Source organism: Bacillus sp. NPDC060175 (assembly GCF_042728695.1).
In the GTDB taxonomy this organism is placed as follows: domain Bacteria; phylum Bacillota; class Bacilli; order Bacillales; family Bacillaceae_G; genus Bacillus_A.
The window spans coordinates 123,498-137,718 of record NZ_JBHWYR010000006.1 but is presented as its reverse complement, the minus strand read 5'-3'; the positions used below and the strand labels follow the sequence as shown (position 1 = coordinate 137,718).

The window sequence follows — 14,221 nt, the reverse complement described above, 5'->3', positions numbered from 1 at the left end:
AAATGAAGAAGTTTTTAGTTTCTTATTCTTGGTTAATCTTATTGTTTTTGTATTTTCCAATGATGGTTTTAATGGTATATTCCTTCAACGATTCTCGCATTAATGCGGAATGGGAGGGCTTTACACTCCATTGGTATACAGATTTATTTCAAAAACAAGATGTTATTGATGCGTTTGTAAATAGTATTACGATTGCTCTTATAACGACAATTGTGACGACAGTTCTTGGTGTGATTTTTGCTATTGCATTACACCGTTACAAATATCGTTTTGAAGGGGCCATTAACGGCCTTGTATATTTACCAATTTTAATTCCTGATATTTTAATGGGATTATCTTTACTTATCCTATTTAGTCAATTAGGTATGGAACTTGGAAAAACAACAATTATTATTGCACACATTACATTCAGTATTTCATTTGTTGTTGTTATTTTAGCGGCACGTCTTTCTGGTATGGGACGTGATTTAGAAGAGGCTGCAAACGATTTAGGAGCAACGCCGTGGCAAACGTTTCGTTATGTAACGTTTCCAGCAATTGCACCAGGAGTTATTTCAGCCGCATTATTAACATTCACATTATCGATTGATGATTTTGTAATTAGTTTCTTCGTATCAGGACCAGGATCAACAACATTGCCATTATACATTTATAGTATGGTTAAGCGCGGAGTATCACCTGAAATTAATGCTCTATCTACAATATTAATTGTTGTAATTGTAGGATTAATGGTGCTATCGGAAATCTTCCGTAATAAAGGTGCAGACGGTGAAGAAAACTCTGGAGGACACCTTCCTTTATAATACGAATGATATAGAAAGAACGAGGAGGTAAAAAATCAATGAAATTGATGAAGACATTAGCTGGCGCAGCTATTAGCTTCGGCCTTGTTGCAGGTGTACTTGCGGGCTGTGGTGAGAAGAAAGAAGAATTGAATATTTATAGTTGGGCTGACAACTTTGATGAGCAAGTTTTAAAAGATTTTGAAAAGAAATATAACGTGAAAGTTAACTATGATAAATATGCAAGTAATGAAGAAATGCTTGCGAAATTACAAGCTGGTGGCGCGACATATGATTTAATTCAGCCATCTGATTACATGGTGAAAACGATGGCGAAGATGGACTTATTAGCACCTTTAGATAAGAAGAACATTCCGAACATCGAGAATCTTGTTTCTAACTTTAAAACACCTGCGTTTGATCCAGAAAATAAGTATTCTCTAGTATATACTTGGGGTGTAACAGGCATTGCATACAATAAAAAGTATGTGAAAGAAGTACCTACAAGCTGGGCGGATTTATGGAACGATAAATATAAAGGACATGTTACTTTATTAAATGATTCTCGTGAAGTATTAGGAATGGGACTTAAGAAAAACGGTTTCTCTAATAGCACGAAAGAGGATGCACAGTTAAAGACAGCGTCAAATGATTTACAGAAGCTACTTCCAAACTTATTAGCATTCGATACAGATAACATTAAACAAAAATTCATTACAGAAGATGCTTGGATCGGGACAGTTTGGTCTGGAGACGCAGCATTCATCGCGAAAGACAATAAAGATGTAGGATACGTTGTACCAAAAGAAGGCGGCACAATTTGGGCTGACACGTTAGCGATTCCAAAAGGTGCGAAACATAAAGAACTTGCAGAGAAGTTTATGAATTACTTATTAGATGAAAAAGTAAGTGTGAAAAACTACGAGTCAATTGGTTACAGTAATCCAAATGAAAAAGCTTATCCTCTTCATAGTAAAGAATATCGTGATAATCACATGATCTTCTTAACAAAAGAAGAATTAGATCGTACAGAATGGCTTGTTGATGTAGACGATAAGTTAAAAGACTACGATCGCTACTGGACAGAGCTGAAAACAAAAGGTAAATAAGTAAGAAAATGCGGTTTCTAAAGTAGAAATCGCATTTTTTCATAAGTAGGAGGAAATCGTTTGAAGAAAAAGTTACATCGATATGAGTTCATGTGTATGATTTTATTACTTGCTTTATTCGGCATTATCGCTTGGAGAGTACAAGCAAGCGGAGTTACAGCAGTGGATACATATGTCCGAGAGATGGTAAAAGGATTACAAACAGAAAGCTCAATTACATTCTTCACATATTTTACAAAGTTAGGATCTGCAATTGGAGTTATAACGACACTAATTATAAGTTTGCTCGTTTTTTGGAAAAAACGTTATTATGCTGCTATGATCGTGTATCCAATGGCTATATTAACGACACATCTTGTTAATAAAGGGATAAAAGAAATTGTAAAAAGAGACCGTCCATCATTAAACGAGGCACTTGACGCACTTGGATATAGCTTCCCAAGTGGACATGCAATGCTATCTATTATGACATTTGGTTTTCTTGCCTATATCATTGCTGCCAATTTGAAGAGTGTAGCTGGGAAATATGGTATTACGATTTTGATGGGAATATTAATTTTATTGATTGGTTTAAGTAGAGTTATTTTAAATGTGCATTATCCAACTGATATTTTAGCAGGTTACTGCGCAGGTGGCATTTTGTTAATCATCGCAATTTATTGTCATCGTTTACTTACCGAGAGGCTTCAGCTTAATAACGAGAGATAGAAAAACGTCTAAAAAAACTATAATTATAGTTTTTTTAGACGTTTTTTGTTTATATGGAGATGTGATACAGTATAAATGATAAGTGAATTATATAAAGTAGGTGAAAATGTGTGAAGACAAATGTACATAAAATTGATAAGTGGGGGAAGATAGGAACTTTTCTGTATCAATTTCGTTATACAGTAATCGTAGCATTACTATTACTTGCGATAGTGCTCGGTACTTTTGCTCCAAAACTTCCAGGAGTATTGGGCGGTGATGGTTTCCAAACAGAAGGGGATTATCAAAAGACGAAAGAAATTTTAGATAAAGATTTTAAGCAGTCTCAAGATACACTTTTACTCGTTTTTGAGAAGGAAAAGGATACTTCGCATGAGGATTTCCAAAAGCGCATAGAGGGGATAATAAATCAAATTCAAGAGAAGGAAACATACGAATCTTTTCATCATCCAATGCAAAATAAAGAGATGTTACAAGATGATATCGGTTATGCGACGATTTTATTTTCCGGGAAAACAAATAAAGATCGAATGGAAAAGACATTGCAATTCGCTGATGAAATCAAGAAAGAAAGTAGTGCAGTATTAAAAGTAACACCGACAGGGTATCCGAAAATTAATCAAGAGATTAATGAAAGAACACAAAATGATTTAAAAGTAGCAGAGATGATCGGTTTACCTATTGCTTTTCTCGTACTATTATTCTCATTTGGTAGTCTGCTTGCGTCTATTTTACCGATTTTAAATGGGATATTAAGTGTAATTAGTACGATGGGGATTTTATATTTTATCGGCGTTGATAAAGAGTTATCTATTTTCGTGTTAAATGTTGCGCCGATGATTGGGCTCGCATTATCAATTGATTTTGCACTGTTATTTGTAAATCGCTTTCGAGAGGAAGTTGCGAGGAGAACAGTGAAAGAAGCGATAGCAATTACGTATCAAACGGCAGGGCGTGCTATCGTATTTTCAGGGTTATGTGTATTCGTCGGTTTATCAGGCTTATTTTTCTTTAAGATAGACTATATTCAGTCTGTTGCCATTAGCGGGATGATTGTCGTTATTATGAGCATTTTGTTTTCGCTCACACTTCTTCCAGCGCTATTATCTCTAATTGGTAAAAGGATATTGAAAAAGAATCAGGCGGCGCCTACGCCATCAAATGTATGGCGTAAATTTGCACAGTTTGTAATGAAACATCCAATCGTCATGATTATTGTTGTTATAACATTTATTGTTATTTGTTTATTACCGCTACGTACAGCTAACTTGCAGTTTCCTGGTGTTGAAGCGTTACCTGAAAAGAGTGATACGAGAGTTGCATTTGAGAAGTATGAAGAAGCCTTTAATAAGACTGTCAAAACACACGCCGATGTTACTTTAGTAGTAGAGACGAAGGATGATATAACAGAAAAAGAAAGCTTACAAAAGGTAGAAGATGTCGTTCAAAAGTTAAAAGATGACAAGCAAGTATATAAGGTGAAAAGTGTATATGACGGGCTAAATGGAATGAAAGCAGATCAAGTTGCTGGAATATTGCAGTCGCCAGAAGCTGCGAAAATAGCTCCTGTATTTGAAGCGTATACGAAAGGAAATAAAACAATAATGGAAGTCTTTTTGGATACGAAACCAAGTACAGAAACTGCAAAACAATGGGTTCGTGATTTCAAAAAGAATTATAAAGAAAACGATGTTACTTATTATTTAGGCGGGATGACAACGTTCCAACAAGAGTTGGAAGATGAAATTAAAGATAAAGTTGCAATTGGTATGTCTGTTATATTTGGATCAACCTTTGTCATTTTATTATTCGCATTCCGCTCTATACTCATTCCAATTAAAGCGATTATTATGAACGTACTTAGTTTAAGCGCAACAATTGGAATTGTAATTTGGTTATTTGAAGGTGGGCATTTCGGATTAGAGGAAAGTTCAGTTCTATTTGTATTACCAATCTTTATTTTTGGTCTCGTATTTGGTCTTAGTATGGATTATGAAGTATTCCTTATTTCACGTATTCACGAGCTATATGAGGAGACGAAAGATAATGATAAAGCAACGCTAGAAGGGCTTGTCTCTACAAGTCGTATCATTACGTCGGCTGCTTTAATTATGATTGTTGTTACCGGTGCATTTGCCTTTACCGATATTTTACCAGTAAAGCAAATGGGAATTGGTGTTGCGTTAGCGATATTTCTTGATGCAACAATTATTCGTCTTATGCTCGTACCAAGTTTAATGAAGTTGTTTGGAGATTGGAACTGGTGGTTACCATTCCGAAAGAAAAGGGAAAAATCATCGTAAAAAATGCTCATCTATTAGATGAGTATTTTTTTTATGAATAGCAGGGCCTATATTTTGTAAATAGTATGTGATAAGAACAATACATACAAGTAGGTGAAGGCAATGTTTCGTTATTTTAAGTTTAAGCTAAATGATACAGTACAATTTGCTGAAAACGATGGACATATGTATCGCATTGTCGGTTATCGGTTGGAAAAAGGGTTTTATCCAAAAGATGAATGGACTCATATTATTTATGAACTACTTAGAGAATTTGACGGGTATACGATGGATGCGGAAGAAGAGGAAATTGTAAAGGTCATTCAAGTAGAGGATGAGTATTACAAAATACAAGAAGTATCGGGGTATCGTTATCCAGTAAAAATGAAGCAAAAACAGCAAGTTATGAAAGTGGAGAAGATAGACGACTTATTAGATACGTACAACGACTATAAAAAATTGGCGGATTTCTTTAAAGATTTATCGTATGAACAAAAAGCTGAAGAAGTGTTGCAGGAGATGAAAAGGCTTAGAGCGTGAGGGGACAGTCGATTATAAGACTGTCCTCTATTTTTGACGGTGCATCAAAGTATGTTTTCCGTTACAATGAGAGAATCAATAGAAATAAGGTGATTATAGTATGGAAACAAAGAAAAAGGGCGAATGGTGTGAAATTACGGTTCCGGCGACGTGGAATGGTATAAGTATTGAGTCGTTGTTAAAAGTAGAATGGGAAGTACCAAAAAAGTTATTACATCAGCTTCGTATGGAAAAAGGTGTTACGGTTAACGGAGAACAGAGGAGATGGAATGAACTTTTAAAAGAAGGAGATAAGTTACAAGTTCATATGTTTATGGAGGAGGAGTACGGCGTAGAGCCGGAATATGGTGAATTAAATGTAGTGTTTGAAGACGATCACGTACTCATTGTAAATAAGCCGGAGCAAATGGATACACATCCTTCTGAAAAAAATGGGACGGGAACACTTGCCAATCTTGTTGCTTTTCATTTTCAAATGCAAGGTTTGGAGACGAAGATTCGTCATATCCATAGGTTAGATAAAGATACGACAGGTGGTGTTGTATTCGCAAAACATAGAATTGCGGGTGCAATTATGGATCGTTTATTAATGGAACGGAAAATCAAAAGAACGTATACGGCACTTGTTGAAGGAAGAGTAAAAAAGAAGCAGGGGACAATTGACGCGGCCATCGGAAGAGATCGACATCATGCTACAAGGCGCCGTGTTTCTCCAAAGGGAGACCAAGCTATAACGTATTATAAAGTAGAGAAATATTTTAAAAAACAAAATGCGACGCTCGTAACGTTACAGTTAGAAAGCGGTAGAACGCATCAAATTCGCGTTCATATGAGCTATAATGGAAATCCATTAGTTGGGGATGTATTATATGGTGGGCAAACAACATATATGTCCGGGCAAGCGTTGCATGCGATGAAGATTAATTTTTTGCATCCGATTACGAAAGAAGAGATCGAAGTTGAAGTACAATTCCCTACAAATTTAAACGATGTAATGAAAAAATTTGAAAGAGAAAATGGGTAAAGTGTAAGTTTAAAGTTGAAAAAGGTAGATTTTTGCAGGGATTTCTCTAAAAGAGGCGAAGCCGTTAAGAGAAAAGAGAGGTGAGAATTACTTGATCAAATATAAATATATGCTAGGGATATTTTTCGCTTGTCTTTCACTTACTCTATGTATTTATCCATATTTACCAACTCGTATGGCAGTGCATTGGAATGAGAATGGTGGAGCGAACGAGTTTATGAGTAAACAAGTTGTCGTATTATTTATCCCTGTCCTTATTATTATTTTACATGGATTAGTATATGTTATTTCACATAATATATATAAGTTTAATGAAGGAGAGCATTTCATTATAAGTGGATTTATAAAGAGTATTACTTTATTTATGATGTTTGTCCATATACTAATTCTCTTTATTAATTTGGGAAGTATTATATCCTTTCAGACAGGACTAACAATTGGAATTAGTATGTTTCTTTTTATGTTTAGTAAAGTGTTTAAAAAGGTGAAGGATAGAGAGAAAGAACCGATCAAATTACAAAAAATCCGTTTAGTTAGTAGGCGAATCTTTCAAGGGATGGCATGCAGCATATTATTTTCATTGCTTTTGAGCCTGAAGTGGGGATTTTATTTGTTAATTAGTGTAATAAGCTGCGGGTCTATTTTGTTTATGTTCTACATTTTATACGCATACATATTAGAAAGCTATGAAACATAAAAAAGAGTCTTCTAGGAGAAGACTCTTTTTTATGTTTACTTCGTAATAAATTGTTGTGTCCAGTAGTTGCCGCTTTCTACATAACCAACACCGATATGAGTGAAGCCGCTATTTAAAATGTTTGCACGGTGTCCAGCACTGTTCATCCAAGCTTGTACAACTTCTTCTGGTGTACGTTGACCTTGTGCGATGTTTTCACCTGCAGATGTATAAGAAATACCAAATTTCTTCATCATGTCAAACGGAGACCCGTATGTAGGGCTGTTATGATCAAAGTAGTTGTTTTTTTGCATATCTTCAGACTTAATGCGTGCTACTTTGCTTAATTCAGTATCGATTTGTAATGCTGGTAAGCCTTGTTTTGTACGCTCTGCGTTTGTCAATTCAACAACACGTTGTTCGAATTCGCTTAAAGATTTTGCTTCTTCAGCAGGCTTTTGCTCAGCAGGTTTTTGTGTTTCAGTTTGAGTATTGTTATTTTCAGCAGGTTTTTGAGTTTCTGGTTTTTGAACTTCTTCAGCAGGCTTTTGTTCAGCTGGTTTTTGAGTTTCCTCAGCAGGCTTTTGAGCTTCTGGCTTAGCTGTTGGTTGTTCAGTTACAACATTTTCAGTAGGCTGTTGACCAGGAATGAAGCAATCTTGTTGGAATTGACCTTGATTCCATTGTGCTAATGACTCAACTCCCATAGATTGTAAGAATGCTTGTAATTCTTGTTGGCTCATTTGCTTCATCATTACCTTTGAATGCTGAATATTTTGAACCTTTATGTTAGATGGTTGTACTGTTGCAGCTTGTGCATCTAAAGAAGATACTCCTAAAGTAAGAGCTGTTGCAGCAGCTACAGATAATAAAACACGCTTTTTCATGATGTGTGTCCCCCTATATAAAGTTTTAATTTGTTTTCACACGATTTATTTTTGACAGCCTGTCTGACTGACAAATCCATCGTAGCATACAATTTGCGAGAAAAAAGATGGAAAAAAATTCATAGACTTCGAAATTACCTAATTTATCCTAAGAGGAGAAAAGGGTAGAAATGAGAGAAACATAGAGTGTAAAAGGAATTTCTAGCATTTTTATACTTGGTTTTAAGAGGGTGTTTTTGGATAAATCTACCTAAATCGAAAATGAAGAATCCTATTGTATCAATGGTTTTAGCATTTTATTGAGGAATATACTGGATTGATTTTTACAAAACTGTAATGTTTCTGTTGTTCTTTTTTATAATAAAGTAACATATTTTTAATGTTGTAGCAGACAAAAAAGCGGCTATCTCTTTACATAGACGAAGGAGATAGCCGTTTTCCTATTATTACGTATGTTACGAGTTATTACGAGTTGGTTTCAATTGCTTCTAATAATAAATCTACAATGTGAATTCCTCTCATTTTATGAGAAAGATCTTCTCGTTCAATACCTAATTTCATTTGTAATAGACAACCTGGATTTGCAGTAACAATTGTCGCCGCGTCTGTTTCATGCACACGGTCCATTTTATAATCTAGAAATTCCATTGATAACTCTGAATGAACAATATTGTAAATACCAGCAGAACCACAGCAACGGTCCGCATCTTTCATTTCACGGTATGTTGAGCCTTGGATGGCCTCTAGTAACATACGAGGCTCAGAAGATGTTCGCATAACATTACGTAAATGACAAGAATCTTGATACGTAATGATCTGCGGCGTGAGTCGTAAGTCAGTACGTTTATGGAAATCTAATTCTACTAGTATAGCAGTAATATCTTTAATTTTAGAAATAAACTGCTTTGCTCGTTCAGCCCACTTAGGATCATCTTTTAATAAATAATCATAATCTACGAGATAAGCTCCGCAACCACCTGCATTCGTAATGATATAGTCGATTTGTAAATCTTCGAACGCTTGTATATTTCGTTTCGCCAATTCCTTTGCCCCACTTTTTTCACCAGCATGTCCGTGTAATGCTCCGCAACAACTTTGTGTTTTCGGAATAACGACATCACAACCAGCTAACTGAAGAAGTTTCATCGTTGCGTTATTTGTTTCTAAAAACATCGTATCCATTAAACAACCTGTGAAGAATGCAACTTGTTTCTTCTTTGCCACCTCAGCAGGTAAAAATTCAGGACGATCTTTCATTGCTTTCATTTTAGGGACTTTTGGCAAAACGAGATCCATCGTTGCAAGTGTTTCAGGGAATAACTTCATAATACCCGTTTTATGTGTTAGCGTTTGTAAACCAGAACGCTGGTAAAATCCGATTAGCCCTGTTAGTGTTCTCATTCGGTTTTGATGCGGGAATAGTCCTTCAAAAACGACTTTACGAACAGCTCTCACGGGCACTGAGAATTTTTTGTTTTGATTAATAATGTCACGAGTTTCTTCTAATAAATGTCCATAATTAACACCAGATGGACAAACGGGCTCACAAGCACGGCAGCCTAGGCAAACATTTAAAGTATTTTCAACATCTTCATCTGGATCAATTAAACCATCTACGACGGCTTTCATTAATGCGATACGACCGCGTGGTGAATGTGATTCTTTATATCCAGATTGAATGTAAGTAGGACAAGTAGGTAAACAAAAACCGCATCGCATACAATTTAATAGTTCATCTTCACTTAATCGTTCTTTAAATTCCTTTTGAATTTTTTCTTTATTTAATGTTGTCATCGCTCAACCACCACTCTTTTACGAGAGTCTTTCGCGAACATCTTTCCAGGATTCATAATGTTGTTTGGGTCGAAGGCTTGTTTAATCCCTTGCATAGCAGCAATACCTTCTTTACCTAATTTCATTTCTAAATAAGGAGCTTTCATCGCGCCAACACCATGTTCACCAGTAATCGTGCCACCAAGCTCAATCGCTTTCGCAAATATTTCAGCAAAAGCCTGTTCAGCACGGTGCATTTCTTCTTCATTACGGGCATCTGTCATACAAGTTGGGTGCAAATTGCCATCACCAGCATGACCAAAAGTACAAATAGGAATATTATATTTCTTTGCAATTGCATTAATAGCTTCAACCATTGGAGCTATTTGTGAACGTGGTACAGTTGCATCTTCTAATATTGTCGTAGGTTTTAGTCTTGCAAGTGCTGATAGTGCACTACGGCGTGCTGTACGAAGCGCATCTGCTTCGGCTTCATCTTTTGCAACGCGAACATCGACCGCATTCATAGCACGGCAAACGTTAGCCATTTTTTCGATATCGCGATTGACAACCTCGGGCGGGCCATCTTGTTCAATTAATAAAATTGCTTTGACGTCAGTTGGTAAACCGATTTGTGCAAACTCTTCTACAACTTCAATTGTTGGTTGGTCTAAAAACTCAAGTGTCGCCGGAATAATTTTATTTGCAATAATAGCAGAAACAGCTCGAGCAGCTTCATTAATATCTTCATATAGCGCAAGCATCGTTTTCTTCGTTTCAGGCATAGGGACAAGTTTTAATATAGCTTCCGTAACAACACCAAGTGTTCCTTCAGAACCAATAAATAAACGAGTTAAATCATAACCAGCTACATCTTTTGCTAATTTACCGCCAGTGCGAATGATATCGCCGTTCGGTAAGACAATTTCAAGCCCCATTACATAATCACGTGTTACGCCATATTTTAAACCACGTAATCCGCCGGAGTTTTCATTAATGTTACCGCCGATTGTAGAAATTTTCATAGAGCTTGGATCTGGTGGATAAAATAAACCTTTTTCTTCTACTGCTTTAATAATATCAAGTGTAATAACGCCAGCTTGTACAGTAATTGTTAAATTCTCTTCGTCAATTTCTAAAATATTGTTCATATGGCGGAAAATAAGGACGATACCACCTTCAAGTGGACACGTTCCAGCACAAAGGTTTGTTCCAGACCCGCGAACATATACAGGGATTTTATGAGTGTTACACACTTTTAACACTTCGGCTATTTCATTTGTATTACGAGGAGCAATGACTGCATCAGGCATCGCTTGGAAGTTTGGAGTGGCATCATAACTATAAGTTAAACGTCCCATATTGGATGTATCTACATTATCTTCACCAACAATAGATACGAATGAATCAATAATTTGCTTTTCTAACATTGGAAATCCCCCTCAAACTGTTAACGTATTTCGTCATAGTAAAAAACGTTTTAACAGTGCTTTCATTATAATGATAAAAAAGTCGGGGGATTCTTTCTATGTACAATCATCTAAAGATTAATCTGTTTTATCGTTATTTTTTGTATGATTATCTAATAAGAGGAGTGCGAAGTATAAAATATTTAAATCTTTGAATTGTTTCGGGTCAAGTCCTATATGTTCTTCAATCTTTTTTAGCCTGTAATGCAATGTGTTAATGTGTATATGTAATTGCTCAGCTGTCTGCTTATAAGATTGGTTATAATCGATAAATAAACGTAAAGTGTGCATAAGCTCAGGAGATGATACTAAGTTTTCAATGGTACGCTCTAGAAACTGTTCCCGAGTTTCAGTAGAAATATCTTGTAAGCACATTTCTAAACGTAAATCTTCATTAAATACAATTTCTTTCGTTTTAAGTGATACTGAAAGGGCGCGTAATGCTTGTTCGTACGATAAGGTCATATTGCTTGGTGTAACTGTTTGTCCAATCCCGATATATAAAGTAATAGAAAATAAAGTTTCACAGTCTCGTTTTAACCGTTTTAAAAATTGAAAGGTTTGCTCTTTGGATTGCATTGTTGTAAACAAAATAAACCGATCATTTCCCCAGCGAACAAATAAATTTTCTTTTGCTAAAATGTTGCGCATATGTTGCCAAATTTTACGCTGGAGCATCGTATTATCTTGGGCGATTGATAATAAAATAAGTTGTTTCTTCTTATATAAATCAATGCCAAGCGTTTTTGCACGATCGAGAAAACTTGGAGACCAGTCTGTATTTTGAAGCCAATCAAAGACAAATGCTTCATAAGAACGGTGCTCAAGTTCTAGTTGTTCTAAAAAGTAGTTTTCATGGATTAATAATTCGGTCATCTTACGTAATATTTCTCCGTATTGTGAAATATTTTCAGGTTCTCCTGTAATTCCAATCACGCCGATTACTTCGTCATGGAATAGTAAAGGAAGATTCATACCAGCTTTTACACCTTGCAGTCGTCGTTCATCATCTTTTGTAATAATGACAGTTTTCTTTTGTTTCGCACAGCGGAGTGCACCTTCATGAAATTGACCGATTCTTTCCGCATCTGTACTTGCGATAATAACGCCTTGTATATTAATAATAATAATGTTTTCAGTAATTAATCTGCGTACTTCACGTACAATTTTATTCGCTAAATCAGGAAAAAGCATAATTTACACACCTCAAATTCTATTTGTTGTACATTATATATGTAAGTTTATTAATAAAGGAAGATTTCACATTTTCCACACATTTATTTGTTATTTTACAATTATAACGAAATCATCCGAAGATGGAGGGAATCTTTTGAGAAAGTACGTTTTTCTTCTCTGTTTTTTATTTCTATTAGTAGGGTGTCAAGGAAGTCTGTATACACCGATTACTAAAGATAAAAGTGTTATTATAACAACAAATATAAAGGAAGGTAGTATTAGTTTTATTGATAAAAAAACAAAGAAGCTATTAACAACATGGGAATTAAATGAGCCGATTGCGGGGGTTACGCTACTTCCAAATGGCGAGGAAATACTTGTTTATGGTAAGCAATTAGAATATATGTATGTATATTCACTAGCAGAAGGAAGACAAGTGGACAAATATAAGACTGGAAAAGGAATTGCTAATGTTATCGCATCAGATGATGGAAAACATTTATTTGCTGCCGATCAAAATGAACAAAAGGTAAGGTTCTTTACGATAAAAGGAAAAGAGACAGGGAGTGTTTCAACAGGAAAAGGGCCGATAACGATGGTAGAGCATCATAACCAGTTATCTGTACTCAACTTTTATGATACGAAGCTAACGACTATTGATACAAAGAAAAAAGAAGTGATACAGTCCTTTATGATTCCGCCAGCATCAACAGGAGCGACGGTTAGCGCTGATGGGAAAGAAATATGGATTGGTGGACATGGTGATGGAAGTCAAGTGAATGAGAAAGTATTAGTGTATTCTTTACAGAGCGGAGAGATGATGCGTTCTTTACATGCTCCGTTTATGCCTGTGAATATAACAAAGGATGATAAGTATGTATATGCGCTAAGTCACGGTTCAAATACGCTTAGAAAGTTTGATGCAAGTACGTATCAAGAGGTAGGATTTGCAGAAGTAGGATCTAATCCATTTGCATTTTTGAAAAGCGGTGCAGAAGGATATGTAGCTAGTTATGATAGCGATGAAGTATGCGTAATGGATATGAAGAATATGAAAATAAAACAAACAATTAAAGTCGGAAAAGGACCGTTTCAACTCATAGAGAGAGAAGGGGAAGGACAATGAGTAAATATAACGTGCTAGTCGTAGATGACGAAAGTGATATGAGGCAACTTGTCGGAATGTACTTAGATAACTTCGGATACGAGTGGGGAGAAGCTGAAAATGGAAAAGAGGCACTTCGAAAATTAGAGACGGATCATTATGATTTCGTTGTACTAGATATTATGATGCCTGAGATGGATGGGCTTTCAGTTTGTAAAGAGATTCGAAAAACGTCGGATGTACCTATTATATTTTTAACAGCAAAAGGTGAAGAGTGGAATAGGGTGAACGGCTTACGTATGGGAGCAGATGATTATATTGTAAAGCCATTTAGTCCCGGTGAACTAATTGCTCGTATGGAAGCTGTTTTAAGACGATATACAAAGCAAGAACAGCAAGAAGAGATTCAATTTGGACCGATTCTTATTAATGAAAAAAGTAGGAGGGTCGAGACGAATGGTGAGACGATTCCTCTTACGGTAAAAGAGTTCGATTTACTATATTTTCTTTGCCAACATAATGGACAAGTATTTAGCCGGGAACAATTGCTTGAAAAGGTGTGGGGATATGATTATGCAGGAAGTACAAGAACGGTAGATACGCATGTGAAAACGATGCGTCTAAAGCTAGGAGAAAGTGGAAACTACATTCAAACCGTTTGGGGTGTAGGTTATAAATTTGAGGTGTAAC

Annotated in this window: 13 protein-coding genes; 9 read left to right on the top strand and 4 right to left on the bottom strand. The window is 35.8% G+C overall.

The annotated features are described in order from the left end of the window. The first annotated feature begins 2 nt into the window (after nucleotides 1-2). The 7 genes from potC to ACFWDE_RS05625 all read left to right on the top strand — a co-directional run bounded on the left by potC (nucleotide 3) and on the right by ACFWDE_RS05625 (nucleotide 7,142). Nucleotides 3-803: a spermidine/putrescine ABC transporter permease PotC gene (gene potC, locus ACFWDE_RS05655; protein WP_002149696.1), complete on the top strand. Its 801-nt coding sequence runs from the start codon at nucleotides 3-5 to the stop codon at nucleotides 801-803. A gap of 38 nt (nucleotides 804-841) precedes the next feature. Beyond that, nucleotides 842-1,891 carry a polyamine ABC transporter substrate-binding protein gene (locus ACFWDE_RS05650; protein WP_002149695.1) on the top strand — a complete coding sequence of 350 codons (1,050 nt, stop codon included), beginning with the start codon at nucleotides 842-844 and terminating at the stop codon, nucleotides 1,889-1,891. A gap of 60 nt (nucleotides 1,892-1,951) precedes the next feature. Then, nucleotides 1,952-2,599: a phosphatase PAP2 family protein gene (locus ACFWDE_RS05645; RefSeq protein ID WP_377890659.1), complete on the top strand. Its 648-nt coding sequence runs from the start codon at nucleotides 1,952-1,954 to the stop codon at nucleotides 2,597-2,599. A gap of 110 nt (nucleotides 2,600-2,709) precedes the next feature. Continuing rightward, nucleotides 2,710-4,902 (top strand): MMPL family transporter, encoded by a 2,193-nt coding sequence (locus ACFWDE_RS05640; RefSeq protein WP_377890657.1) that lies wholly within the window; start codon nucleotides 2,710-2,712, stop codon nucleotides 4,900-4,902. A gap of 102 nt (nucleotides 4,903-5,004) precedes the next feature. Then, nucleotides 5,005-5,421, top strand: a complete 417-nt coding sequence (locus tag ACFWDE_RS05635) for a histidinol dehydrogenase (RefSeq protein WP_377890655.1) — start codon at nucleotides 5,005-5,007, stop codon at nucleotides 5,419-5,421. Nucleotides 5,422-5,521: 100 nt separating this feature from the next. Next, on the top strand, nucleotides 5,522-6,445 hold the full coding sequence (locus tag ACFWDE_RS05630; protein ID WP_377890653.1) for an RluA family pseudouridine synthase: 924 nt from the start codon (nucleotides 5,522-5,524) through the stop codon (nucleotides 6,443-6,445). A 91-nt stretch (nucleotides 6,446-6,536) separates the two neighbouring features. Continuing rightward, nucleotides 6,537-7,142, top strand: a complete 606-nt coding sequence (locus ACFWDE_RS05625) for a DUF1648 domain-containing protein (RefSeq protein ID WP_377890651.1) — start codon at nucleotides 6,537-6,539, stop codon at nucleotides 7,140-7,142. A 35-nt stretch (nucleotides 7,143-7,177) separates the two neighbouring features. Here the strand turns inward: ACFWDE_RS05625 and ACFWDE_RS05620 are convergent, their stop codons facing one another. From ACFWDE_RS05620 to ACFWDE_RS05605, 4 genes are all read right to left on the bottom strand, one after another. After that, nucleotides 7,178-8,008: a CAP domain-containing protein gene (locus ACFWDE_RS05620; protein WP_377890649.1), complete on the bottom strand. Its 831-nt coding sequence runs from the start codon at nucleotides 8,006-8,008 to the stop codon at nucleotides 7,178-7,180. A 465-nt stretch (nucleotides 8,009-8,473) separates the two neighbouring features. Then, complete coding sequence (locus ACFWDE_RS05615) at nucleotides 8,474-9,802, bottom strand: (Fe-S)-binding protein (RefSeq protein WP_377890647.1); 1,329 nt, start codon at nucleotides 9,800-9,802, stop codon at nucleotides 8,474-8,476. Next, nucleotides 9,799-11,211 carry a glycolate oxidase subunit GlcD gene (glcD, locus tag ACFWDE_RS05610; RefSeq protein ID WP_341307346.1) on the bottom strand — a complete coding sequence of 471 codons (1,413 nt, stop codon included), beginning with the start codon at nucleotides 11,209-11,211 and terminating at the stop codon, nucleotides 9,799-9,801. Before glcD ends, ACFWDE_RS05615 begins: the two co-directional genes overlap by 4 nt. Nucleotides 11,212-11,328: 117 nt before the next feature. Continuing rightward, complete coding sequence (locus ACFWDE_RS05605) at nucleotides 11,329-12,444, bottom strand: CdaR family transcriptional regulator (RefSeq protein ID WP_377890644.1); 1,116 nt, start codon at nucleotides 12,442-12,444, stop codon at nucleotides 11,329-11,331. A gap of 136 nt (nucleotides 12,445-12,580) precedes the next feature. Between ACFWDE_RS05605 and ACFWDE_RS05600 the strand changes: the two genes are divergently transcribed. Further along, on the top strand, nucleotides 12,581-13,552 hold the full coding sequence (locus tag ACFWDE_RS05600; RefSeq protein WP_377890642.1) for a YncE family protein: 972 nt from the start codon (nucleotides 12,581-12,583) through the stop codon (nucleotides 13,550-13,552). Further along, nucleotides 13,549-14,220 (top strand): response regulator transcription factor, encoded by a 672-nt coding sequence (locus ACFWDE_RS05595; RefSeq protein WP_002126137.1) that lies wholly within the window; start codon nucleotides 13,549-13,551, stop codon nucleotides 14,218-14,220. Before ACFWDE_RS05600 ends, ACFWDE_RS05595 begins: the two co-directional genes overlap by 4 nt. The last annotated feature ends 1 nt before the right edge of the window (nucleotide 14,221 follow it).